This is a genomic window from Roseovarius salis (assembly GCF_044472985.1).
Classification (GTDB): Bacteria; Pseudomonadota; Alphaproteobacteria; order Rhodobacterales; family Rhodobacteraceae; genus Roseovarius; species Roseovarius salis.
Genome location: NZ_JBISDG010000002.1, coordinates 113,537 through 134,973, shown reverse-complemented (window position 1 = coordinate 134,973; position 21,437 = coordinate 113,537). Strand labels below are relative to the sequence as shown.

21 protein-coding genes are annotated in these 21,437 nt (G+C 65.8%); 11 read left to right on the top strand and 10 right to left on the bottom strand.

What is annotated here, in order from left to right:
* Positions 1-170, bottom strand: a 170-nt coding sequence (locus ACH13J_RS01440) for an aminotransferase class V-fold PLP-dependent enzyme (protein ID WP_397541529.1), incomplete at its 3' end; no start/stop codon positions are given.
* A 124-nt stretch (positions 171-294) separates the two neighbouring features.
* Positions 295-756 (bottom strand): Fe-S cluster assembly transcriptional regulator IscR, encoded by a 462-nt coding sequence (locus tag ACH13J_RS01435; RefSeq protein WP_397541522.1) that lies wholly within the window; start codon positions 754-756, stop codon positions 295-297.
* Between the two features lie 156 nt (positions 757-912).
* On the opposite strand from ACH13J_RS01435, the gene ACH13J_RS01430 reads away from it, so the two are divergent.
* Together ACH13J_RS01430 and ACH13J_RS01425 are read left to right on the top strand one after the other, a co-directional pair.
* Positions 913-1,566: an alpha/beta fold hydrolase gene (locus ACH13J_RS01430; RefSeq protein ID WP_397541521.1), complete on the top strand. Its 654-nt coding sequence runs from the start codon at positions 913-915 to the stop codon at positions 1,564-1,566.
* A 3-nt stretch (positions 1,567-1,569) separates the two neighbouring features.
* Positions 1,570-1,833 (top strand): hypothetical protein, encoded by a 264-nt coding sequence (locus ACH13J_RS01425; RefSeq protein ID WP_397541520.1) that lies wholly within the window; start codon positions 1,570-1,572, stop codon positions 1,831-1,833.
* Between the two features lie 9 nt (positions 1,834-1,842).
* Here the strand turns inward: ACH13J_RS01425 and ACH13J_RS01420 are convergent, their stop codons facing one another.
* From ACH13J_RS01420 to ACH13J_RS01410, 3 genes are read right to left on the bottom strand one after another with little or no spacing between them, the layout of a single operon-like run.
* Positions 1,843-2,433 carry a GNAT family N-acetyltransferase gene (locus tag ACH13J_RS01420; RefSeq protein WP_397541519.1) on the bottom strand — a complete coding sequence of 197 codons (591 nt, stop codon included), beginning with the start codon at positions 2,431-2,433 and terminating at the stop codon, positions 1,843-1,845.
* Complete coding sequence (gene mfd, locus ACH13J_RS01415; RefSeq protein ID WP_397541518.1) at positions 2,426-5,908, bottom strand: transcription-repair coupling factor; 3,483 nt, start codon at positions 5,906-5,908, stop codon at positions 2,426-2,428. Before mfd ends, ACH13J_RS01420 begins: the two co-directional genes overlap by 8 nt.
* 26 nt (positions 5,909-5,934) lie before the next feature.
* Positions 5,935-6,462 (bottom strand): component of SufBCD complex, encoded by a 528-nt coding sequence (locus ACH13J_RS01410; RefSeq protein ID WP_397541517.1) that lies wholly within the window; start codon positions 6,460-6,462, stop codon positions 5,935-5,937.
* Positions 6,463-6,593: 131 nt separating this feature from the next.
* On the opposite strand from ACH13J_RS01410, the gene hemB reads away from it, so the two are divergent.
* Positions 6,594-7,589 (top strand): porphobilinogen synthase, encoded by a 996-nt coding sequence (hemB, locus tag ACH13J_RS01405; RefSeq protein WP_397541516.1) that lies wholly within the window; start codon positions 6,594-6,596, stop codon positions 7,587-7,589.
* Between the two features lie 195 nt (positions 7,590-7,784).
* Positions 7,785-8,345: a lipid-binding SYLF domain-containing protein gene (locus ACH13J_RS01400; RefSeq protein WP_397541515.1), complete on the top strand. Its 561-nt coding sequence runs from the start codon at positions 7,785-7,787 to the stop codon at positions 8,343-8,345.
* Between the two features lie 45 nt (positions 8,346-8,390).
* Here the strand turns inward: ACH13J_RS01400 and ACH13J_RS01395 are convergent, their stop codons facing one another.
* Complete coding sequence (locus ACH13J_RS01395) at positions 8,391-8,654, bottom strand: usg protein (protein ID WP_397541514.1); 264 nt, start codon at positions 8,652-8,654, stop codon at positions 8,391-8,393.
* A gap of 261 nt (positions 8,655-8,915) precedes the next feature.
* Here ACH13J_RS01395 and gyrA point away from each other — a divergent pair, with 261 nt between their 5' ends.
* Together gyrA and ACH13J_RS01385 are read left to right on the top strand one after the other, a co-directional pair.
* Complete coding sequence (gyrA, locus tag ACH13J_RS01390) at positions 8,916-11,618, top strand: DNA gyrase subunit A (RefSeq protein ID WP_397541513.1); 2,703 nt, start codon at positions 8,916-8,918, stop codon at positions 11,616-11,618.
* 191 nt (positions 11,619-11,809) lie between these two features.
* Complete coding sequence (locus ACH13J_RS01385) at positions 11,810-12,514, top strand: DoxX family protein (RefSeq protein WP_397541512.1); 705 nt, start codon at positions 11,810-11,812, stop codon at positions 12,512-12,514.
* Between the two features lie 20 nt (positions 12,515-12,534).
* Here ACH13J_RS01385 and ACH13J_RS01380 read toward each other — a convergent pair whose 3' ends face one another.
* On the bottom strand, positions 12,535-13,650 hold the full coding sequence (locus tag ACH13J_RS01380; protein ID WP_397541511.1) for a polysaccharide biosynthesis/export family protein: 1,116 nt from the start codon (positions 13,648-13,650) through the stop codon (positions 12,535-12,537).
* A gap of 98 nt (positions 13,651-13,748) precedes the next feature.
* On the opposite strand from ACH13J_RS01380, the gene ACH13J_RS01375 reads away from it, so the two are divergent.
* The 3 genes from ACH13J_RS01375 (at position 13,749) to ACH13J_RS01365 (ending at position 17,260) form a co-directional block, all read left to right on the top strand.
* Positions 13,749-14,597 (top strand): NAD-dependent epimerase/dehydratase family protein, encoded by an 849-nt coding sequence (locus ACH13J_RS01375; protein ID WP_397541510.1) that lies wholly within the window; start codon positions 13,749-13,751, stop codon positions 14,595-14,597.
* Positions 14,594-15,214 carry a sugar transferase gene (locus ACH13J_RS01370; protein ID WP_397541509.1) on the top strand — a complete coding sequence of 207 codons (621 nt, stop codon included), beginning with the start codon at positions 14,594-14,596 and terminating at the stop codon, positions 15,212-15,214. Before ACH13J_RS01375 ends, ACH13J_RS01370 begins: the two co-directional genes overlap by 4 nt.
* Positions 15,215-15,382: 168 nt before the next feature.
* The gene (locus ACH13J_RS01365) at positions 15,383-17,260 is read left to right on the top strand and encodes a polysaccharide biosynthesis protein (RefSeq protein ID WP_397541508.1); all 1,878 of its coding nucleotides are present in this window, start codon (positions 15,383-15,385) and stop codon (positions 17,258-17,260) included.
* Between the two features lie 4 nt (positions 17,261-17,264).
* On the opposite strand, the gene ACH13J_RS01360 is transcribed toward ACH13J_RS01365, so the two are convergent.
* The 3 genes from ACH13J_RS01360 to ACH13J_RS01350 form a co-directional block, all read right to left on the bottom strand.
* Positions 17,265-19,103: an ATP-binding cassette domain-containing protein gene (locus ACH13J_RS01360; protein WP_397541507.1), complete on the bottom strand. Its 1,839-nt coding sequence runs from the start codon at positions 19,101-19,103 to the stop codon at positions 17,265-17,267.
* Positions 19,104-19,145: 42 nt separating this feature from the next.
* The gene (locus ACH13J_RS01355) at positions 19,146-19,883 is read right to left on the bottom strand and encodes a GNAT family N-acyltransferase (RefSeq protein ID WP_397541506.1); all 738 of its coding nucleotides are present in this window, start codon (positions 19,881-19,883) and stop codon (positions 19,146-19,148) included.
* Between the two features lie 84 nt (positions 19,884-19,967).
* A complete protein-coding gene (locus ACH13J_RS01350; RefSeq protein WP_397541505.1) occupies positions 19,968-20,423 on the bottom strand; it encodes an outer membrane protein assembly factor BamE domain-containing protein in 456 nt (151 codons plus the stop codon).
* Positions 20,424-20,512: 89 nt separating this feature from the next.
* On the opposite strand from ACH13J_RS01350, the gene ACH13J_RS01345 reads away from it, so the two are divergent.
* The gene (locus tag ACH13J_RS01345) at positions 20,513-21,073 is read left to right on the top strand and encodes a YceD family protein (protein WP_397541504.1); all 561 of its coding nucleotides are present in this window, start codon (positions 20,513-20,515) and stop codon (positions 21,071-21,073) included.
* 154 nt (positions 21,074-21,227) lie between these two features.
* Positions 21,228-21,434, top strand: a complete 207-nt coding sequence (gene rpmF, locus ACH13J_RS01340) for a 50S ribosomal protein L32 (protein ID WP_397541503.1) — start codon at positions 21,228-21,230, stop codon at positions 21,432-21,434.
* The last annotated feature ends 3 nt before the right edge of the window (positions 21,435-21,437 follow it).

Sequence of the window (21,437 nt, the reverse complement as noted above, 5' to 3'; positions counted from 1 at the left end):
ACGGCCTCGGCCACCTGCGCGCGGGCCCGCTCCACCAGCGCCTTGGCCGCCCGCCCCTCGGTGTGCACGCTGGAGGGGTTGCCGACCACGTCCATCGCCCCGGCAATGGCCTCGCGGGCCTCGGGCCGCAACGGCGCTGTCGCGTTGTAATCGAGGTAGACCCGCCCCATCAGACCCGCCGCTTCATCTTGCCACAAGCACTCCGGGGGCATGGGGGCAGCGCCCCCATCCCCGCGCGCGGCAGCGCGCGACCGGCCTGTCGCGCCGCAGGCGCGGCCGCTGGATCACACCGGGTCATACCTCGTCCACCACGGAGAACAGCGTGGGCACGGCCGGACAGGGCGCGAGCGAATTGTTGACCACGTCGCTCAAGCGCGTCTGGTGCAGGAACACGTAGACATGCGCGGACAGCCCTTCCCACAGCCGGTTGGTCAGCGACTGCGCCTTCGAACCGCTCGTCCCGCCGGAGGCGCCCGCACCGACATGGAGCGCGTCGACGGTTTCATCCACGGCCCGCAGCACGTCGCATATGCGGATCTCGGCCGCGGGCCGCGCGAGCTTGTAGCCGCCGCCCGGGCCCCGCACCGATTGCACCAGGTCCGCCCGGCGCAACTTGACGAAGAGCTGCTCGAGATAGGGCAGCGAGATGTTCTGGCGCCCGGCGATCTCGTTCAGCGTGACCAGCCCGTCGTTCTGCGTCAGCGCGATATCGACGAGGGCCACCATAGCGTACCGCCCCTTGGTGCTGAGTTTCATGGGCTTGCCCCCGCGAATAGATTGACCTGACCGCCAGCAATGCTTATCTGCACCGCAGCCCGGCCCGGCCCCGGCTGGAAATTAGAATAATTCTAAGGTGCTTGAGAATTCCCGTCAAGAATTTCTCGGCCCCCCACGAGATGGAACAAGGACCGCATGCCCGAGGTTATCTTTCCCGGACCCGAAGGCCGGCTTGAAGGCCGGTATCATCCCCAGGCGGAAAAGGACGCCCCCATTGCCATCGTGTTGCACCCGCACCCGCAGTTCGGCGGCACGATGAACAACAAGGTGGTCTACAACCTGCACTACGCCTTCTACAACATGGGCTTCACCGTGCTGCGGTTCAATTTCCGCGGCGTCGGGCGCAGCCAAGGCGAGTACGACCAGGGCGTCGGCGAACTCAGCGATGCCGCCTCGGCCCTCGATTACCTTCAATCGATGAACAACAATTCCAAGCACTGCTGGGTCGCGGGCTTTTCCTTCGGCGCGTGGATCGGGATGCAGTTGCTGATGCGCCGCCCCGAGATCACCGGCTTCGTTTCCGTCAGCCCGCCGGCCAACATGTACGATTTTTCCTTCCTCGCTCCCTGCCCGTCCTCCGGGCTGATCCTGAACGGCGGGGCCGATCGTGTCGCGCCGCCGACCGACACGCGGGCGCTGGTGGGCAAGCTGCAGGAACAGCGCGGCATCACCATCACCCACTCCGAGATCGAGGGTGCGGGCCATTTCTTCGAGGAACCGCACATGGACGACATGATCGGGTCCGTGACCGATTACGTGAAACGCCGCCTGACGGAGAGCACGAGGTAATCCATGGGCGTGACCGAGGATCTGGCCGACGATCTTGCCCAGCAGGTGATCAAGTACGTCGACGCGTCGGGTGACGAGGGCATCGTCAGCGAGATCGTGCAAATCCTCGGCGCCACCTCGCAGACGGCCGAAGAGGCGTTCCTGACCTCCATGCGCGTGCGCCGCGCCAACATCAAGGCGCGCGCCCTGCTGCTGGAGAGGGTACGCAAGTTCAAGGCCGGGAACGAGGGGCAGACGCCCGGTGACGCCGACGAGCCGGGCGCGTAAGCCGCGGCGCTACTTCAACAGCGGCACCTGCGGTGCGGCGTCAACGTCCAGCAGCCCCGACAGGCGCGGGTCACGCGCGATCTCGATCTCGCGCCGCACGGGCGTGAAGCCGCTGCGCCGGTAAAAGTCCAGGGCGCCGGGATGATCCAGCGTACAGGTATGCACGTGAAACACGTCGATACCGCCCGCCCAGGCCAGTCGGATCGCCCGGTTCATCAGCCACCGCCCCGCGCCGCGGCCCACCTCGTGGGGGACCAACCCGAAATACGCCAGTTCGCAGGCCCCTGGATTGCGGAAATCGAGCTCAAGCAGGCCGACCTCCCGTTCTTCGTTCATGACGACATGCACGTGCAGGTCCGGGTCGGCCAGCAGAGCCGACAGCGCTGCGGGCTCCATCTCCAGCCGGCCGAACCAGAGCCAGTCGCGCCCCACCGCGCGGAACAGCGATAGGTACCAGTCGCGCCCGGGCGACTCGACCCGGCGCAACGCCAGCGGCAGATCGGGTTCGGGGCGCTGCCGGGCCTCCGCCCGCATCTCCAGATGCGTCACGACCGCTGCCGTGTGCCCGGCCGGCACGGGGTGCATCCCGGCATCAAGCATCGCTGACCGCCTTTGCGTTCTTCTTCTCCGCCGCGACCTTCTCGGCGAGGTCACGGGCGATCGCGAAGGCGCCCTTGATCTTGTCGCTGTCCTTGCGCCAGTCGCGGCGCACGACGATCTTGTTGTCCTTCACCTTCGCCATCCCTTTCTGATCCTTGATGAACTGCACCAGCCCGTCGGGCGAGGCGAACTTGTCGTTGTGGAACTGGATCGTCGCACCCTTGGGGCCGCCGTCCAGCTTGGCGATGCCTGCGCGCTTGCACATCGCCTTGATGCGCACCACCAGCATCAGGGTGTTCACCTCCTTGGGCAACTCGCCGAACCGGTCGATCAACTCCGCGGCGAATCCCTCCAGTTCAACCTTGGTCTGCAAGCCACTGAGACGGCGGTACAATCCCAGTCGCACGTCGAGGTCGGGCACGTAATCCTCCGGGATCAGGACCGGTACGCCAAGGTTGATCTGCGGGGCCCACTGCTCCTCGGTCTCGGTCAGCCCTTCCATCTCGCCGGCCTTTATCTTGCCGATCGCCTCTTCCAGCATCGACTGGTAGAGTTCGTATCCCACGTCGCGCATCTGCCCTGACTGTTCCTCGCCCAGCAGGTTGCCGGCGCCGCGGATATCGAGGTCCTGGCTGGCCAGCGTGAAGCCCGCCCCGAGCGTGTCGAGGCTGCCGAGCACCCGCAGCCGCTTTTCCGCCGCCGGTGTCAGCGGCGCGCGGGGCTTCGTGGTCAGGTAGGCATAGGCGCGTGTCTTGGACCGCCCCACGCGGCCGCGGATCTGGTAGAGCTGTGCCAGCCCCATCATGTCCGCGCGGTGCACGATCATCGTGTTGGCGGTGGGGATGTCGAGCCCCGATTCCACGATTGTGGTCGCCAGCAGCACGTCGTACCGGCCGTCATAGAAGGCGTTCATGCGGTCGTCGAGATCCCCCGCCGCCAACTGCCCGTGCGCCACGACGAAGGAAACCTCCGGCACCTGTTCGCGCAGGAACGTCTCGATCTCCGGCAGGTCGTTGATCCGCGGCACGACGAAGAAGCTCTGCCCGCCGCGGTAGTGCTCGCGCAGGAGCGCCTCGCGGATCGTCACGCTGTCGAACTCGCTGACATAGGTCCGGATCGACAAGCGGTCGACGGGCGGCGTCCCGATTATGCTGAGATCCCGGACACCTGAAAGGGAAAGCTGAAGCGTCCGAGGGATCGGTGTGGCCGTCAGCGTCAGCACGTGCACATCGCTGCGCAGCTGTTTCAGACGCTCCTTGTGGGTGACGCCGAAACGCTGTTCCTCGTCGATGACCAGCAGGCCGAGATTTGCGAACCGCACCCCCTTGGCCAGTAGAGCGTGCGTGCCAACGACGATATCCACCGATCCATCCGCCAGGCCCTTTCGCGTCCTGGTCGCCTCGGCCTGTCCGACAAAGCGCGACAAGGGCCGGACGGTGACGGGAAAGCCGCGGAACCGCTCCGCGAAACTCTGGTAGTGCTGCCGGGCGAGCAACGTGGTCGGCGCGATCACCGCCACCTGGTAGCCCTGCATCGCCGCGACGAAGGCGGCGCGCATCGCCACCTCGGTCTTGCCGAAGCCGACATCGCCGCAAATCAGGCGGTCCATCGGGCGACCGGCATGCAGATCGCTCAGCACGTCCTCGATGGCGCGCAGCTGGTCATCGGTTTCCTGGTAGGGGAAGCGCGCGGCGAACTCTTCCCACGCGTGATGCTCGGCTTCCAGCACCGGGGCCTTGCGCAACTCGCGCTCGGCGGCGATCCGGATCAGCCGGTCGGCCATCTCGCGGATGCGTTCCTTCAGCTTGGCCTTCTTGGCCTGCCATGCGCCGCCGCCCAGCTTGTCGAGCAGCCCCTCCTCGTGGCCGTAGCGGCTGAGCAACTCGATGTTCTCGACCGGCAAATAAAGTCGAGCGCCCTCGGCGTATTCGAGGTTGAGGCATTCATGCGCGGCGCCCGCGGCGGTGATGACCTCCAGCCCGTGATAGCGCCCGATGCCGTGATCGACATGCACGACGAGGTCACCCGGGGTCAGCGCCTGTGCCTCGGTCAGGAAGTTATCGGCGCGCCGGCGCTTACGCGGCGCGCGGATCAGCCGGTCGCCCAGGATATCCTGTTCCGCGATGACGGTCAGGCGGAGATCGTCGCCGAGCGGCCCCTCGAAACCGTGCTCCAGGCCCCACACGGCAAGGTGCAGACCACGCCGGCCGATGCCGCCCGCGTCGCGCACCGTGACGGCCCCGGCGAGCCCCTCATCCTCCAAAAGCCCCTCGAGCCGGTCGCGCGCCCCTTCGGAATAGGCGGCCACAATCACCGGGCCATCCGCCAACCGCTCTTCGACATGGTCCTTGAGGGCACCGAAAAGACTGATGGATTCCTGCTGCCGCTCGGGGGCGAAATTGCGCCCGATGCGCCCCCCCGCATCAATGATGCCGGGCCCCGGGCTCTGCGGCAGGGGGGAAAGCGACAGAACGCGCCGGCCGGCCATCGTGGCGCACCACGCCGCGTCGTCGAGGTAGAGCAGCGCGGGCGGCACGGGCTTGTAGATCGTGTCCTCGCGCTGCTTTTGCTCCAGCGCGTGCCGCCGGGCGCCATACTGGTCCTGAACGTGCTCCCACCGCGCGGCCCGCGCCGCCGCCGTCTGGTCATCCAGCGTCACCGTGGCCATGGGAAGGTAATCGAAAACCGTCTCCAGCCGCTCGTGGAAGAAAGGCAGCCAATGTTCGATACCGGCATGCTTGCGGCCTGCGCTCACGGCCTCGTAGAGCGGGTCATCGGCACCCGCGGCGCCGAATTCGATGCGGTAGTTCTGGCGGAACCGGAGGATCGCGGAGTCGTCGAGGATCACCTCGCTCACCGGGGCGAGTTCGACCCTTTCGAGCTTTTCCGTGGTGCGCTGGCTGACAGGGTCGAAACGGCGCACGCCGTCCAGAACGTCCCCGAAGAGATCGAGCCGCACCGGCCCGCCTTCGCCCGGCGGGTAGACGTCAATTATTCCACCACGCACCGCGTAGTCGCCGGGTTCGGTCACGGTGGGACTCTGCACGAACCCCATCCGCACGAGGAAGGACTTCAGCGCCTCCTCGTCGATGCGCTGGCCGACATCGGCCGTGAACGCCGCCTCGCGCAGCACGTCGCGCGCCGGCACGCGCTGCGTGGCGGCATTGAGCGTCGTGAGCAGAACGAAGCGGCTCGGCATCCCGTGCACCAGCCCCGCCAGCGCCGCCATCCGCGCGGCGGAAATGTCGGCGTTCGGCGAGACGCGGTCATAGGGCAGGCAATCCCACCCGGGAAACCGGATCACCGGAATGCCGGGCGCGAAAAAGCGCAGCGACTCGGCCATTTGCGCCATGCGCTTGTCGTCACGCGCGACGTGGATCACGGGCCCGTCACCGCGCTCCGTCTCGTCAAGGATAAGACGCGCGTCGAAACCCTCGGGCGCCCCGCCGACCGTGATGTGCGTCGCGTCTTTCATATCCGTCACCTGATCTTTCGCTCGCCCTAGCCCAGGGCCCCGGTCGTCATGTTCTGCAACATGCCCCACATGGCGGTGACGAAGATGGATACCATGCCGACGACCTGCGTCATCAAGCGGTGCCTGTGCATGCTCCTGAACAACGCCTCGCCGCTGAGAGCGTCCCGCCGGATCACGTGGGCCGAGGCGAGGGACAATAGCCCGACGATCGTCATCGGAAAGAGCAGCAGGAAAACCGCCTGCGAGAATTCGTTTCCGTAAACGAACCCCAGCAGGCACAGCACCGTGAGCACGAAGCTGATGAACCCCGCCAACAGCAGGCCAGACTCCCGCGCGATGTAGAGAATGCGGCCGGTGTTGATCTTTACCATCGTTTCCAGGTCCGCGACGCTGCGCGCATCCTTGCCCCTTCGGGCTCGTACAACCATGTCCCACGGCACGCCCAGAACCCAGTGGCTTGTCGACGACCAGACGACGGCGAGCATGATCCAGAACCAAAGGTTGCTGAAGCTGCGCATGTCGATCAGTTCGAAGATGCTGTCGTACCAGTCCACGCGAAATGCCTGTTTTTCCCGACGTGCCGCCGATCCGCCCCTACTAGCGATCGCGGGCCGCAATTCCTACCCTTGAGATGCGGGAATTTACATGCCACTGACATGTCTGCAAGCGACGAGGAAGGATACAGATGCACCCGACCCAAGGCCGTTTCCCGGCGACCCGCCTGCGCCGCGTCCGCGCGACCCCCGCGATCCGGGCGCTGGTGGCCGAAACGACGCTGTCGCCGGGCGACCTGATCTGGCCGGTTTTCGTCAGGGATGGCGAGGATATCGAGGAACCGGTGCCCTCCATGCCCGGCGTGGTGCGGCGCAGTGTCGACCGCGTAGCCGCGGCCGCGCGCGAGGCTGCCAGCCTTGGCATCCCCGCGATCTGCCTTTTCCCCTACACCGGCGCATCCAGCCGCACCTCCGACTGCGCCGAGGCGTGGAACCCCGACAACCTGTCGAACCGGGCCACGCGCGCGATCAAGGACGCGGTGCCCGATATCGCCGTCATGACCGATGTCGCGCTCGACCCCTATTCCGACACCGGCCATGACGGGTTCGTTCGCGAGGGGGAAATCGTCAACGATGAAACGGTCGATGCGCTGGTCAAGCAGGCGCTTAGCCAGGCCGAGGCCGGCGTCGACATCATCGGCCCAAGCGACATGATGGACGGGCGTATCGGCGCCATCCGGGAGGCACTGGAAGCGGCGGGGCACCACAACGTGCTCTTGCTGTCCTACGCGGCCAAGTACGCCAGCGCCTTCTACGGGCCTTTCCGCGACGCGGTCGGCGCCGCCGGCGCCCTCAAAGGCGACAAGAAGACCTACCAGATGGATGCCGCCAATTCCGACGAGGCGCTGCGATGCGTCGCCCGCGACCTGTCGGAAGGGGCCGACATGGTCATGGTCAAGCCCGGAATGCCCTATCTCGACATCTGCCGGCGAGTAAAGGACCAGTTCGGCGCGCCCACATTCGCCTACCAGGTGTCGGGCGAATACGCGATGATCATGGCGGCAGCCGGTAACGGCTGGATAGACGGCGACCGCGCCATGACCGAAAGCCTCATGGCCTTCAAGCGGGCCGGATGCGACGGGATCCTGACCTATTTCGCCCCTGCCGTGGCGCGCGCCCTCGGCTGAGCTGTCGCGAAACATGCCGTTCGGGCGCCGCCACGCGCAGGACGATGATGCGTGCGTCCGCCGGGCCTGGGGCGAACCCGCGGCCTGCCGCCGACGCGGCGGTTTGCGGGTGACAGCAATGCCGGCGATGCCTATACTGCTCCCGACCGGCCGGGAACAGGCCGGCGCGGATATCAGGCAGTCACAGGCAGACACATGAGCACTCTCACAAGACGCAGCTTCACCGCTGGCCTTTTGGCCAGCACCCCCGTACTGGCCGCGTGCGGCAATGGCGTGGGCAGCACCAAGGGCCAGCAGATCGACGCCCGGGTCAACGCGACCCTCGATCACCTCTATTCCAACTACCCCGCCACCCGGGAGATCGCGGACAAGTCCACCGGCATCCTTGTCATGCCGCTGGTGACCGAGGGCGGTTTTTTCGTGGGCGGTGGATACGGACGCGGCGCGCTGCGTGTCGGCGGGGCGACCGTCGACTATTACTCGGCCACCAAGGGCAGTGTCGGCCTGCAGTTCGGGGCGCAGCAATTCGCCCATGTCCTGTTCTTCATGACAGAGGAGTCACTGGCGCGGTTCCGCCGGGCCTCCGGCTGGGTCGCCGGGGCCGATGTCGAGTATGTCCTCAATGACCAGGGCGGCAACCTGAGAGCCGATACCGTCACATCCTCGGCCCCTGTGCTGGCGGTTGTCTTCGGTCAGGCGGGCGCACTCATCGGTGCCTCCATCGAGGGTATGAAATACACCCGTATCATTCCCTGAGGCATCGCGCCGGGCCGGTCGTTCGGCGATGTCCCGTCATTTCCGCTAATGCAAGGTGAACTCGCCCACAACGTTGCGCCATTCGCCCGGCGAGATCATCTTGCGATGCGTGAACTTGACAGAATGCAGGGGCCCCTCGATCTCGGCCTGCCAGAACTCGATGAACTCGAACAGCCGCGGGTGATCCGGCGCGACATCGTAGTCCTGCCAGACGAAGGAATTCAGCACATGCGCGTAGTCCGGCATGTGATAGAAGAACTCCGCCGTTGTCAGGCCGTAACCCTTCAGCATCATCTCGGTCTCTGTCATCTTGGTGTCCGCCTCCTGTTGGATCGTCTTTTTTTTCACAGTTCTCCAATCATGCCGCAAAAAAATTACTTTTCAACAAAAACAGAATGTTATCAGCATCGGCTGGTGGCTGCCAGCAGCGGCGGCAGGGCACGCCAGCCTGTGGCGTTGCACCTTGTATCCGCGCTCTGATATAAGCCGTGAAGCACTATCCAGACACCGCATGACAGAACGGGCAGCCACGTGAACGACACGCCACAACCTCCTGATAACGAAGAAAACATGCCCCCTGAGCGGCCGCCTTATGACGGACCCTCGGTGTCGATCTCGGAGGAAATGAAAGCCTCCTATCTCGACTACGCGATGAGCGTGATCGTAAGCCGCGCGATCCCGGATCTGCGCGACGGGCTGAAACCGGTGCACCGGCGTATCCTCTACGCCATGCACGAGACCGGCAACACCCACGACAAGCCCTACCGGAAATCCGCCCGGCCGGTCGGAGACGTGATGGGGAAATACCACCCGCACGGCGACGCCGCGATCTACGACGCGCTGGTGCGGATGGCGCAGGATTTCTCGATGTCGCTGCCGCTGCTGGACGGACAGGGCAATTTCGGATCGATGGACGGGGACAACCCCGCCGCCATGCGCTACACCGAGGTGCGGATGGACAAGCCGGCGCAGGCGCTGCTGGCCGACATCGAGAAGGACACGGTCGATTTCCAGGACAACTACGACGGCAAGGACCGCGAGCCCACCGTCCTGCCGGCCCGCTTTCCGAACATGCTGGTCAACGGCGCCGGCGGCATCGCCGTGGGCATGGCCACGAACATTCCGCCCCACAACCTTGGCGAGGTGGCCAACGCGACGCTGGCGCTCATCGACAACCCGGACCTGGACAGCGCGCAGCTGATCGAGCACATCCCCGGCCCGGATTTTCCCACCGGCGGCCTGATCCTCGGCCGGTCGGGCGCGCGCAAGGCCTATCTCGAAGGGCGCGGCAGCGTCATCATCCGGGCCCGCACCCATGTCGAGGAGCTGCGCAAGGACCGCTACGCCATCATCATCGACGAGGTGCCCTACCAGGTGAACAAGGCGGCGATGATCGAGAAGATCGCCGAGTGCGCCCGCGAGAAGAAGATCGAGGGGCTGGCCCATGTCGAGGACCAGTCGGACCGCTCCGGCGTCAGGGTCGTGATCGAGCTCAAACGCGAGGCCACCCCGGACGTGGTGCTCAACCAGTTGTTCCGCTTCACCCCGATGCAGACCTCGTTCGGTTGCAACATGCTGGCGCTGAACGGAGGCAAGCCCGAGCAACTCACGCTTCACGGGTTTCTCAGTGCGTTCATAAGCTTCCGCGAGGAAGTCGTGGCGCGGCGCACGGCCCACGACCTGCGCAAGGCGCGCGAGCGCAGCCATGTGCTCTGTGGTCTTGCCGTGGCGGTGTCCAACGTCGACGAGGTGGTTGCCACCATCCGCGCCTCGGCCGATGCCGCCGAGGCGCGCGAGAAACTGATGACGCGGCGCTGGCCTGCCGACGACATCCTCGAATACATCGCGCTGATCGACGACCCCACCCACACCGCCAACGCAGACGGCACATACAACCTGTCCGAGGCGCAGGCGCGCGCCATCCTCGAGCTGCGCCTCCAGCGGCTGACGCAGCTCGGCGTGCGCGAGGTCACCGACGAGCTGGCCGAGCTGGCCGGCAAGATCAAGGACTACCTCGCCATCCTCGCCAGCCGCGAGCGCATCATGACCATCATCTCCGACGAGCTGCGCGAGGTGCGCGACCAGTTCGCCGTGCCCCGCCGGACGGAAATCGTCGACTGGGAGGGCGACCTCGAGGACGAGGACCTGATAGAGCGCGAGGACATGGTCGTGACCGTGACGCAGGGCGGCTACATAAAGCGCACGGCGCTGGCCGATTTCCGCGCGCAGAAGCGCGGCGGCAAGGGCCTGTCGGGCATGGCAACCAAGGACGAGGACGTGGTCACCACGCTTTTCGTCGCCAACACGCACACGCAGCTGTTGTTCTTCACCACCGACGGGATGGTCTACAAGCTCAAGACGTGGCGCCTGCCGCTCGGCGGCCGGACCTCGCGGGGCAAGGCGATCGTCAACATCCTGCCCATTCCGCAGGGCGTCTCGATCGCCGCGATCATGCCGGTCGACGTGCCCGAAGAGGAATGGAACAACCTGCAGATCATGTTCGCCACCTCTGCGGGCGACGTGCGTCGCAACGCGCTTTCGGATTTCACCAACGTCAAGTCCAACGGCAAGATCGCGATGCGGCTGCCCGAGGATGGCACCCAGCTCGTGAATGCGCGCATCTGCTCGGAACAGGACGACGTGATGCTGGTCACCGACTCGGGCCGCGCGATTCGCTTTCCGACCACCGAGGTGCGCGTTTTCAAGGGGCGCGACTCTACCGGCGTGCGGGGCATCCGCCTCCAGAACGGAGACCGCGTCGTTTCGATGTCGGTCATCCGCCACTTCGAGGCGACCCCTGAGGAGCGCGCCGCCTATCTCAAGATGCGCCGCGCCGCCGAGGGCGCAGAGGCGGCAGGCGACGAGGACGATCAGCCGGCGGCCAGCATCAGCCCCGAACGCTTCGCCGAGATGCGCGCGGCCGAAAACCTCCTCCTGACGATTACCGAGCGCGGGATGGGCAAGCTCAGCTCCAGCCATGACTACCCGGTTCGCGGGCGCGGCGGGATGGGCGTGCAGGCTGCCGACAAGGCAATGCGCGGCGGGCCACTGGTGGCGTCCTTCCCGGTCGATACCGAGGACCAGATCATGCTGGCCACCTCCAAGGGTCAGTCGATCCGCGTTCCCGTGCGCGGGATCTCGCTGCGCTCACGCGCCGCCGGCGGGGTGAAGATCTTCGATACCGGACGCGACGAGAAGGTGGTCAGCGTCGCATGGATCGCCGAGCGAACCGACGACGTCGACGCCGAGAGCCCTCAGGAAAGCGACGCCTGACCGATACCGGCCCGCCCGCACCGTGCGCGGGCGCGACCGCGCGCGTCGGTCGGGTCGGGAATTGGCTGCTTTTCTTCTTCTTTCCGGTCGAATTTCGCCACATTCCCGTCGCAAGGATTCCGCGTGATCGGTCTGTACGGCTGGGCCGGTGACCTGTCCGTTGCGGGCACCAAGCGACGAGGACTCTGAACGTGGCAAACAGGAACGATCGCTGGCTCGATCACACGGGGCTCAACGTGATCAGGATCGTCATCGGCTCCTACTTCCTTGCGATTTCGATCGGCCTGGTGCAGGGCTTCGACCAGACAGCACTTTTCATCGGGCTGCTGCCGCCCGAACAGGCCGCGCTGGCCGGCTCCGCCTTCCTGATGGTCCTCTCGCTCACCTTCATGACCGGGATCATGCTGCGCTTGTCGGCACTAATGCTGTCGCTCTTCGTGCTGTGTTCAAGTCTCATGCAGTCCTTCGTGATGATGGAACCGCGGGGCCTGTCCGCCTTTTGGCGCGACATGGCGCTCGTCTGCGCCATCCTGCTGTGCTACACGCCGCGGCGCCGCCGCGATGTGCGCAAGGTGCGGTCGTTTCTCCGCGAGGGCAGCGGCTGGATCAGCCGCAGCCGTAGGACCGGTGATGTCCGGCCGCGCCGCGTGGAGTTGCCCGGAAAAACGGCGCGCCGCCCCGAAAGCCCGGACTACCAGCGCATGCTGCGCCCGCTGATCGCCCCGACCGGGCCGATACGCCAGCCCGGCGCCGACGCCTCCAATGCCGCGCCCCGCCGTGCAGGCATCGCGGGTGAGGGCCGTGCCACGCGCGGCGCGGCGCAGGCGCCGCTGCTGTCGCTGCCACCGACGGTGGACGACGACGAGGACTGCGAAAACATCTTCTCCAACGTGTGACGCCGCCGTTCCGCCGCGCCCTAGTTGGACAGGTTGTTAACCGTATTGCCGAAACCCACGACAGAGCCGAACAGCCGCGTGATCGTCTGGACTGCGGTGACGGGACTTTCCGTTGCGAGCAGCGTGTCGCCCGGTTGAATCATGAACTGGCGCGCGGCGAAAAGCCCGTCCGCATTGGTCAGATCCAGCGAGAAAATCACCTGTTGCATGTCCGGCCCCTTGGGACCGGGCGTCAGGTGCCGCGGGTGATACTCGCGCAGGATGAGCACGCCCTTGGGATCGGCGCGGCTCGATTGTATCCCGCCGGCGGCCGAGAGCGCGTCGAGCGCGTTCATCTGCTCCTTCTCGAACGGCACGAGCTTCTGCGAATTGGATGAGCCGAGCGCAGTGAACGTCCGGCCGTCCTCGACCACCGCGATCTGGTCGCCGCCCCGCACCCGGATGTTCTGCGACGGATCCTCGAGGATCTCGTCAAGGCGGGTCTGGTACAGCTTGCCCTGCCGTTCCAGCCGCACACGGGGCTGGCGGAGCTGTTCGTTCACGCCGCCGGCCATGGCCAGCACGCTCATGATCCGGGTGTCGCGGGTTTCCAGCGGATAGCGGCCCGGCGCACCGACGCCGCTGGCCACGTCGACCGAGTTGTTGCGTCCCGGCGTCACGCCAAGCTGCACCTGAGCGGCGGGCACGATCATTTCCATCTTGCGCTGGATCCGGTCGCGCGCCGCGTCCGGCGTCAGCCCACGCACATAGACATCCCCGACATAGGGCAGGAAAACCGTGCCGTTGGAGGAGACGACGAGCGGCGGAATCGGGGTCTGCTTCTCGCCGGCCGAAATGAGCGAGTTGTCCTGGTTGTCCCAGACGACCACGTCCAGCCGGTCACCCGTCTGTATGACTGCCGAATCCGGCCCTCGCCCCGCATTGAACCAGGTGTAGTGTTGCTCGTCGCCGGTGGAGGGCCAAGTGGCCAGCATCGGCGTGGCCGCGCGGGTCACTTCGACCACCTGGAATGTCGGGTTTTCCGAACCGCCCTGGCTGACCACCTCTCGCTGAAGCGCCGCGCCGCGCGGCAGGGAGCACGCCGCCAGGATCACCGCCAGAAACACAAGGTAAGGTATACGTAACGCCAACGCCAAAACGTTGTCTCCTAATCCACCTGCCCACCTGTTCCCTACCCCATCAAAAGGATGCTATACAATCGAAATCTAGCATTATCTGGTGGTCAGGCGATTTCGTGACACAATTTCCGCAGGACAGGACCGTTCTGGTCACGGGGTCCGGCGGCCGTCTGGGCCGGCTATTGCGGCGCGCGGCAGCCCGTGACGGCACCGATGGGCTGCATGTCATTTTCCAGTCAGGCAGGCCCGGTGCAGACCTTTCATGGGCCCCGGGCGACCCCGAGTCCGCCCTGCCAGCCAGCGGCACGATCGTTGCGCTTTGGGGGTGCACGGCGGGCAGCCCCGCCGAGCTTGCCGCCAACGAGACGCTCGTCGCGCAAAGTCGCGCCGTGGCGCGCGCCTGCGGGGCCCGCAGGCTTCTGCACCTGTCATCGGCAGGCGTTTACGGCCCCGGCCGCGCCATGACCGAGCGGACAGACCCGCGGCCCGCCTCGGATTACGCCCGCTCTAAGATGGCAATGGAACGCGCCGTCGCGCGCCTGCCGGCCGATGACGGGCTTGTTCATTGCTGCCTGCGGCTTGCCAACGTCGTTGGCGCCGACAGCCTCGGCCCCGCCCTGTTGAGCGCGGGGCCGGTGGTGCTGGACCGGTTCGAGGACGGTCGCGGCCCCCTACGCAGCTACGCCGCGCCGGGCGACCTGCTGGCCGTGCTGTGCGGGTTGGCCCGGCTTGCACCCGGGCGGCTGCCTGCGGTTGTCAACGTTGCCTCCCCCGTGCCGACGTCGATGGCGGCACTGGCCCGCGCGGCCGGCCGGAACATCACATGGCGGCACGCGCCGGGCACGGCCGTGCAGGAAGTCACGCTTGATACCGGGCTGTTGGCCAGCCTGTTGCCTGACGCGGAATTCCGGACCACCGCGGAACAGCAGATCGCGGATTGGAAATCTCTGGAGACGCAGCCATGACGCCGTCGAAGCGGGCGATGGACATCGCGCTGGCCCTGCTGCTGGGGATCTTGCTGGCGGGGCCGATCCTTCTGATTGCACTATGGGTTTTCTTCGTTGACGGGTGGCCCGTGCTATACCGGTCGGAGCGCATGAAAACGCCGCATACGCCGTTCACGCTGTGGAAGTTCCGCACCATGAAAACCGACCATGACGACACCGGCGTGTCGGGCGGCTACAAGGCCGCACGCATCACGCGGACGGGGCGCATCCTGCGGCGGACCCGGCTGGACGAACTCCCGCAGCTCTACAACATACTCGTGGGCGACATGAGCTTCGTCGGGCCGCGCCCCCCGTTGCGCCGGTACGTCGAACTGCGCCCCGACATCTATGCCGAAGTCCTGCGCAACCGGCCCGGCGTGACGGGGCTTGCCACCTTGACATACCACGCCCGCGAAGAGCGGCTTCTGGCCGGATGCCGCGGCCCGCAGGAAACGGAAACCGTATATCTCTCGCGGTGCGTCCCGGCCAAGGCGCGGCTAGACCTCTTCTGGGCGCGGCGGCGCTCGCTTTGCTACGATACCGCGCTGATGTTCGAAACCGTCCGCCGCGTGTTCCTTAAAAAACGCCCGGAATAGAGGCACCTGTCATAGGCAAACGCGCGGCACGTGGGCGGTTTTCTGCAAGGCAGCGTAATACCACTTGCCGCCGCGTGTCCGAAGCTTGTAACTTATCCACAAAACAGATTTGTAAAAAGTGTTTGTTGGCCGGCGCAGCCGATGATCGGGGACAGGGGAAATTTAACGGTGCTGTACAATATTGCTATTTCCCTGTCGCGTCAGCAAAAGCGGCTGATCATCCTTGCGATCGATATCCTGCTGATCCAGGTCGCCTACCTTCTGGCAAAAACGCTGCTGCAGTGGCCTGAAAGCCTCTACATCGACCCGGCCGCCGCGGCCGTCGAACTGGCGCTGATGGCGACGGCGGGAACCGTCGCGATCATCTTGCTGGGCCTGCACAAGGTCAAGCTGAACGCCTACCAGATGCAGGGCGTGATCGAGTCGGCCTTCGTCGCGGCCGTTATCGCCATCATCGGCATGATCGCATCCGCCTTTACCGGCGCGCACGAGATGCCGGTGCGGCTCTTCATCGTGGCCGCGATGATCTTCCTGATCCTGTCGGTCGCGGGCCGCCTGCTGATGCGGCATATCCTGCTCGCGATCTACCGCAGGGGCGCACCGCTCAAGCGCATCCTCATCTACGGTGCCGGGCAGACCGGCCAGCAACTGGCCGCCGCGCTCGCGACGGACGATGCCGTGGAACCGGTGGCCTTCGTGGATGACGACCGTCGGCTCCAGGGGCTCACGATCGCCGGCTTGCGCGTCCTGCCCCCGAAAGACCTCGAACGGGTGATCGCACAGCGCAACATCGAGCGCATCGTTCTGGCGATGCCGAGCGCCTCGACGAACGTCCGCACCCAACTCAGCCGCAATCTCTCGGGTCTGGGCTGCGAGGTGCATATCCTGCCCTCCTTTGCCGATCTGGTCACCAACACCGCCAGAACGCTGACCGATACCCGTCCGGTCGACATGAACGATCTGCTGGGGCGCAACGGTCTCGACAAGGAGCTGCCGGGCGTCAGCGACAACTACGCGCAACGCAACATCATGGTCACGGGCGCGGGTGGCTCCATCGGGTCCGAGATCTGCCGCCAGCTGATCGCGTGCCGGCCCAAGGCGCTCATCCTCGTGGATCATTGCGAACTGGCCCTTTTCGAAATCGACCGCGAGCTGCGCAAGACCGGCGCGAAGATCAAGATCATCCCGGTGCTTGGCTCGGTTTGCGATGCCGGTCTGGTGGACGAGGTCATGGCCGTCCACGATGTCGAGGTCGTCCTGCACGCCGCGGCTTACAAGCATGTCCCGCTGGTGGAGATGAACGCCATAGAAGGCATCCGGACCAACGTCCTGGGCACCAAGGTCGTCGCCGATGCTGCGCGCGCGGCGGGTGTGGAGCGCTTCATCCTGGTGTCAACGGACAAGGCGGTGCGCCCCTCCAGCATCATGGGCGGTTCCAAACGCTTCGCCGAGATGATCGTTCAGGATCTGGCCACGCGCAGCGAGACGACGCGCTTCTCCATGGTCCGTTTCGGTAACGTGCTTGGGTCATCCGGGTCGGTCATACCTCTTTTCCAGGAACAGATCGCGCAGGGCGGCCCCGTCACGCTGACGCATACCGACGTGACACGCTACTTCATGACGATACCCGAGGCGGTTCGCCTCGTGCTCTTGGCCGGCTCGTTCGCGCGCGGCGGCGACGTGTTCGTGCTGGACATGGGGCAGCCGGTGCCGGTCCGCAAGCTGGCGCGGAAACTAATCCAGAACGCCGGTTACCGGGTCAGGGACGCGGAAAATCCCGATGGGGACATCGAGATCCGCATCACCGGCCTGCGCCCCGGCGAAAAACTGCACGAGGAACTGCTGATCGGCACGGACATGCTGACCACACCCCATCCCAAGATCCTGCGGGCGCAGGAATCGCACCTGTCCGAGCTGGAAATGGCCAAGGCGCTCAGGTCATTGCGCGAGGCCGTCGAGGGCCGCTGCCACGACACCCTGCGCGAGACGCTGGCACGGTGGATCGAGACGGACGAGGCCAAGGAGCCGATCACGATCAACGAATGATCGTTCAACCACCGAGACGCTCGGCCTTCTCCGCAAGTTCGAGCCATTCTTCCTCGGCCGCGTTCAACGCCGCCTGCCGGGCACTCAAGGCATCGGTCGCCTTCCTGAACTTCTCTGGCGCGCGCGTGAAAAGCTCCCGGTCGGACAACAATTCCTCCAGTTTCGCGATTTCCGCCTCCAGGCGTCCGATCACTCCGGGCAGTTCCTTCAGGCGGTGCTTTTCGGTGAAGCTCAGCTTTTCGCGGGGCCGATCGGACCGGCCGGCCGTCTTGGGTTGCGCGGGGGGCCTGGACGTTGTCGTTTGCTTCGGCGCGGCGTTGTCATCCTGCCTGCCCTCGGCTTTTTGCGCCTGATAATCCGACCATCCGCCGGCATAGACGACCGCGCGCCCGTCTCCCTCCATCGCGATGGTCGTGGTCGCAACCCGGTCGAGGAAATCACGGTCGTGGCTGACCAGCAGAACAGTGCCGTCGTAATCGTCCAAGAGCTCCTGCAAGAGATCGAGCGACTCGATATCAAGATCGTTGGTGGGCTCGTCGAGAACCAGCAGGTTGCTCTCGCGCGCCATGAGCTTGGCCAGCAGGAGGCGCGCCTGCTCGCCGCCTGAAAGCGACCGCACCGGCGCCCGCGCCTGTCGCTCGTCAAAGAGGAATTCCTTGAGATATCCGACCACGTGCTTGGGCTGGCCGCGGACCATGACCTGATCCGCCTGCCCCGACACCCGCATGTCGCGGTCCCCCGTCAGGTTGTCCCACAACGTCTGATCCCGGTCGAGCCCGGCCCGCGCCTGATCGAAAAACGCGGGCACGAGGCTGGTGCCATGGGTCACGGTGCCCGTGTCGGGCGCCTCGCGCTTCATCAGCAGGTTCAGCAGCGTGGTCTTGCCCACGCCATTCGGCCCCACCAGCGCCACCCGGTCCCTGCGCAGGATGCGGATGTCGAAATCGCGCAGGATCACCTTGTCGCCATAAGCCTTTGAAATGCCTTTGGCCTCGATCACCTTGCGCCCGGATTTCTGCCCCGATTCCAGCGCCATCGCCGCCGTTCCCTGCCGCTTGACCTGCGCGGCGCGTTCGGCTTTCATGTCCTGCAGCGCCCGCAGGCGGCCCTGGTTGCGCTTACGGCGGGCGCTGATGCCCTCCACGGCCCATCTCGATTCGGCCTTGATCTTCTGGTCGAGCTTGTGGCGCGCGGCGTCCTCCTCGTCCCAGACCTTGTCACGCCACGCCTCGAAGCCAGCGAAACCCTCCTCGTTACGCCGCAGAACACCCCTGTCCAGCCAGAGCGTTGCGCGCGTGAGTTCACGCAGAAAGGCGCGGTCGTGGCTGATCAGGACGAACGCCCGCCGCGTCGTCTTGAGCTGCTCCTCCAGCCAACCGATCGCCTCGATGTCGAGGTGGTTCGTCGGCTCGTCGAGCAGCATAAGATCGGGTGCCTCGGCCAGCAGCTTGGCCAGAGCGGCGCGGCGCCGTTCGCCGCCCGAGGCCGTGACCGGTGACAGGGCGGGATCGAATTTCAGCCCGTCCGCCGCCATCTCGACCCGGTAGGTCTCGCCAGCGTCCAGACCGCTGGCCGCGAAATCTCCGAGCGTGGCATGGGCGGACATCTCGGGATGCTGTTCCATGTACCCCACGCCGATCCCCGGCGGCACGCTGCGCAGGCCGGTATCGGGCTCGACCAGCCCGGCCATCACCTTCATCAGAGTGGACTTGCCCGACCCGTTGCGCCCCACCAGCGCCAGACGGTCGCCGGCGTGCACGTTGACCGAGATATCGCGGAAAATCGGATCGCCGCCGAATGTCAGCGAGATGTCCGTGAGCTGCAGAAGCGGTGCCTTGGCCATGTCAGGCAGCTATCCCGCCGCCCGACCGGGGTCAAGCACCGCTCAGGAGGCCGCGGCGCGCAGTAGCCGCTTGCGCGTGGGCGGGATGGCCGCGATCTCCAGACCGGTAAACACGTGCAAGGTGTTCATGTGCCGGTCGACGACGGCATGGTCACTCACCCACCCGCCCATCAGCAGGTAGGTGCGCAACAGCGGCGGCATCCGCGACATCGCCAGGCGCGCGTCGGGCTGGCGCCGGCGCAGCGCCTGCGCGAAGCGGAACACAGATGGCGCCTTGACCCGCGGCCACCAGCGGCGCGGCGCCAGATGGCGCTCTTTCAGCATCGCGAAGGCATCGGCATATTGCCCTGCGTCCGTCCCTTGAAAGGACGAGCAGCCAAACAGCATCTCGACCCCGGTCTCGTCGACGAACCGTGTCATCGCCCCCCACGCCACGCGCAGGATGTCGGGGTCGCGCGCCTGCGGATGGATGCAGAACCGGCCCATCTCCACCATGGGCCCATCGAAGGAGCGCAACGCGGACAGCTCGTAGAACTGCGCCGAGTAGCTACGCTCTATCTCGTCGCCATCGTTCAAAGGCAGCATCCGGAAACAGCAGACCAGCCGCCCGTCGGTCTCGTCCTCGACAAGAATGTGAAAGCAGATGTCGTCGAACGCGTCGGCATCGAGGCCGTCGGTATCCGCCTCCTGCCTGAAGGCCGTGAACCTCAGCCTTTGCGCGGCGCGGATGTCCGCCGCCGCCTCAGCCCGCCTTGCCCGGTAGCGCCCTTTGCGGAACATCGCGCCGCCCGTCCTTGACCACCCGCCTCAACCTAGCTGGGCACGCTGTAGCACTCAAGATGTGACACGGCCGTGACGCGCCCCCTACTGGAAGAGCTGCGTCGGGTCGATGTTGCCGAAATTGCCGAATATCTGCCGGATCAGCCCGTTGCCGACCACCGAGGAGTCGGTCACGCGGCGGCTGATCGGCACCACGTTGCCCCTCTCCAGCCCGAACACTTCGATGTTCCTGATGGTGTCGTCGGGATGAAAGCTTATCGCCAGAACCCGGCGGTCGATGATTTCCGGTTCGTACATGCCGTACTCGCGGAACCGCGTGCGCACGTAGTAATAGTCACCATCGCTGAGCAACCCCGACGCAGAAGGCGCGCCGATGACGTCGTCGACGGCCGCGCGGGTGTCCACCCCCACCACGAGCTTCTCGAGGTCCTCCTCGGGCGGGATGTAGCCATGGCTGCGATACTGCGCCTCGCAGGCGCCGAGCACGATCAGGGCCATCACCGCCAGCGCGCTGGCCACCCGGTTGCGCATACCCATCATTCGTGCTCCCTGCTTGTGTCGGGCAAGACTTTGAACTCCCGCTTACAACAGGGTACGCTCGGTGTTCAAGCAGCGATAGGGAGCACCCGATGCCGGACACCGCCCGCAAGAACGAGGTTTACCGCGTCGCGGCATTGTCGCCCCAACGGCCCTACAGGTTCGCGCTGACCCCCGGCCCCGAGGATCTGCGCGCCATCGCGTCAGGGCTGGGTCTCTTCGGATTGCGCAAGCTGCGTTTCGAGGGAACGCTTACGGCCGAGGGCCGCGCCGACTGGCGGCTGGAGGCACATCTTGGCGCGACCGTCACGCAGCCCTGCGTCGTGTCGCTGGCCCCGGTGACAACCCGGCTGGAGGAGGATGTCATCCGCAGGTTCCTGCATGAATGGCCCCCGTCGGAGGAACGCGGCGAGGAGGTGCAGATGCCCGACGACGAGACGATCGATCCGCTCGGCGAGGAAATCGACCTGCGAACGGTAATGCTGGAATCACTGACGCTGGCCCTGCCGCCATATCCGCGCGCCGAAGGGGTCGAGCCCGGCCGCGCCCAGGCCATCCCCCCCGGCGCCGCCCCCATCGAGGACGAGGAGACCAAGCCGTTTTCCGCGCTGGCCGACCTGAAACGCAAGCTCGAGGGTGACGGCGGCGATTAGCGGCCGAAAAGGGGTTGCCTGCAGATCAATTCCCTGTATTTTCGCGCTCTCACCGGAATCCGGGGTTGAAACGGCGGCTCGACACCGATTAGGAGCCGCTGCAACCCGTGACACGCGGGTCTGCACTGGGACCCAAGAAAGCTGAGGTTGCGACATGGCCGTCCAACAGAACAAAGTATCGAAATCGCGCCGCAACAACCGCCGCGCGCACGACTCGCTCGATGGGGCGAACCCCAACGAGTGCCCCAACTGCGGTGAACTCAAGCGCCCGCACCACGTCTGTGCGGCGTGCGGTCACTACGCCGATCGCGAGGTCGTGACGATGGTTGACGAGGTCGATCTGGAAGACGACGCGGCCTGAACG